The organism is Microbacterium karelineae (assembly GCF_009745985.1).
GTDB lineage: Bacteria > Actinomycetota > Actinomycetes > Actinomycetales > Microbacteriaceae > Microbacterium > Microbacterium karelineae.
Genome location: NZ_WFIX01000127.1, coordinates 1 through 2,424, shown reverse-complemented (window position 1 = coordinate 2,424; position 2,424 = coordinate 1). Strand labels below are relative to the sequence as shown.

The following is a 2,424-nucleotide window of genomic DNA, read 5'->3' as shown; positions in this document are numbered from 1 at the left end:
GGCCGCGAACAGGGCATCGACGGAGTGCGGGCGTTCCAGGACACCCGCTCGATCGCCACGATCAACCCGGAGGCGCTCGCCGCCATGGCGCACTGAGGTCCGAGCGCGACAGCGGCCCGCCCCCGACTCGCGGGGGCGGGCCGCTGCGTGCGCCGGCACCGAGATATAGGCGACGATCGCCGATGCGCGGGCGCGACGGCGGAAGTACGTTCGCGTCACCAGGTCCGTTCGCTCGTGAAAGGTACGCAGATGTCTCACCAACGCTCGCTCAGCACGCGCATCATCGGAGCCCTCGCCGCCACGGCCATCCCGGTGCTGGGTTTCACCGCGCCCGCATGGGCCGCCGGTGGGGAGGTGACCGACGATACAGAGATCCTGACCACCGGCGAGTGGTTCTGCGATGAGTCGGTCGAGGTGACGGGCCTCGAGATCGACGGCGAGGTCACGCTCACTCTCCGCGACGGCTGCATCCTGACCGCGACGCCCGAACCCCCGAGCGTCGGGACGTGGTTCAGGACCCCTGCGATAGATGTCGAGGGCGGGGACACCTTCACCATCCGCGGCACCGGCAGCATCGACGCGATGAGCCAGGGCGCCGCCGCCATCGGCAACGACCGGGAGAGCGACGGCGGCGGCACCATCATCATCGACGGCGGCACCATCAACGTGTCCACCGTCTACGGCGCAGGCATCGGCAGCGGCAGGCACAGTGACGGTGACGGCGTGACCATCATCAACGGCGGCACCGTCAACGCGACGAGCGAATGGGGCGCTGGCATCGGCGGCGGATACGAGAGCGCCTACGATTCCGTCAGCGTCAACGGCGGCGTCATCAACGCGACGAGCGAATGGGGCGCTGGGGTCGGCAGCGGGCGCGAAGGCACCATCGGCACGGTCACGATGGCCGGCGCCGTCGTCACTGCGGACAGCTATTTCGGGGCGGGAATCGGCAGCGGATACGACGGCGGCGTCGACGATGCGATCGCCATCGGCGGCGGCACCGTCGGTGCCGTCAGCGTCAACGGTGCGGGCGTCGGCGGCGGTATGGGGATCTCCGGCGGGACCGTCGTCGTCGACGGCGGCACTGTCGATGCCGCAAGCGAGATCGGGGCGGGCATCGGCGGCGGGTACGCGGGGCACGGCGGCACGATCGCCCTCCACGCCGGCGAGGTCACCGCGTCGAGCGAGCGTCACGGCGCGGGGATCGGCGGCGGCTACGGCGGCTCCGGTGGCGCCGTGGCCATCGTGGGACGCGCCTCGGTGACCGCGACCGGCGGCGCTGCCGGATTTCACGATTACCGACAGGGGGCAGGAACGAGCGGCGGCGCTGGGGCGGGCATCGGCGGCGGCGCCGGGGCTCTGCACCCAGGAGAGGTGATCATCGCGTCCACCGGTGCGGTGGCTCTCACCGGCGGTGACGGGCACGATGAGGCCGGCTTCGGCGCGACCGCAGCGATCGGCACGGGTTCGGACAGTGCGGACGATGGCGCGCCCACGCACCGTCTCGTCTCGACATCATTGGCGGAGGAGATCGCCTCGGTGCTCCCCGTCGACATGACACTCCCCGAGGGAACCGACCTCCCCGACGGCATCACCCACGGCACGTTCTCTGTGCCGGTCGACGGGGCGATCACCTTCGCAGGCACGCCGACCGATCCTGCGCAGCTGGTGCGGCTCGTTCTCGACGGCACGACGCTCGACGCCGCTCAGCACACGATTGCCGCTCCCACGCAGGATCACCACCTCACCGCGACGGCCGCCTTCCCGATCGCCGAGGTGAACGTCACGGTCGACAAGCCCGTGCCCGGCAAGCCTCACCCCGACGACGCCACCTCGGGCCACGCGAGCTACTCGGTCGTCTCTGTCACCTGGGGCCCGTCTGACACTCCCTCGCGTTCGACCGCCCGCTCCACGGCGACGATCATCCTGGCTCCGGCAGACGGGCACGCCTTCTCCGACGCGACCACGGGAGTCGTCAACGGCGCCCCCGCCGACACCACGATGAATACGGACGGGACGCTCACACTCATCCGCGAGTTCCCGATCACCGGCAACGCGTCGAGCCCTGGGCCGCATCAGCCGAGATGGCCAGGAGACCACGGCGAGGATCCTGGTGCCGAGCACCGCTGCGCGAACGTGGGCGCAGGAGCGCCCCCGGCGCACGGAAGTCCGACCTGTTCGCCGTAGCCATACGTCGAGTCGAAACGCCCGCACCGTCCCCGCGAGGAGGCGGTCGCCTTCGCCGACGACTCGTGGGGCGCACTCGGCGGGTCCGTCTGGACGGCGTCACCTGAGACGGCGCAGCGCATCGGATCCCAGCTCGAGTGCGGCTATGTCTGGGTCAACGACCACGGCGCGACCCGCCTCGACCTGCGCGCCCCGTTCGGCGGCATGAAGCAGTCGGGCTTCGGCCGCGAACAGGGC

General features: G+C 71.0%; 1 protein-coding gene and 1 pseudogene. Both read left to right on the top strand.

Translation table 11 applies throughout. The features are described from left to right. The first annotated feature begins 249 nt into the window (after positions 1–249). Positions 250–2,187: a hypothetical protein gene (locus tag GB932_RS01210; RefSeq protein WP_156758938.1), complete on the top strand. Its 1,938-nt coding sequence runs from the start codon at positions 250–252 to the stop codon at positions 2,185–2,187. 45 nt (positions 2,188–2,232) lie between these two features. After that, positions 2,233–2,424, top strand: a pseudogene (locus GB932_RS01205) (aldehyde dehydrogenase family protein); the annotation flags it as partial.

Coding starts and splice junctions, on each gene's coding strand:
- GB932_RS01210 (WP_156758938.1), top strand. CDS start 250: ATGTCTCACCAACGCTCGCTCAGCACGCGCATCATCGGAGCCCTCGCC.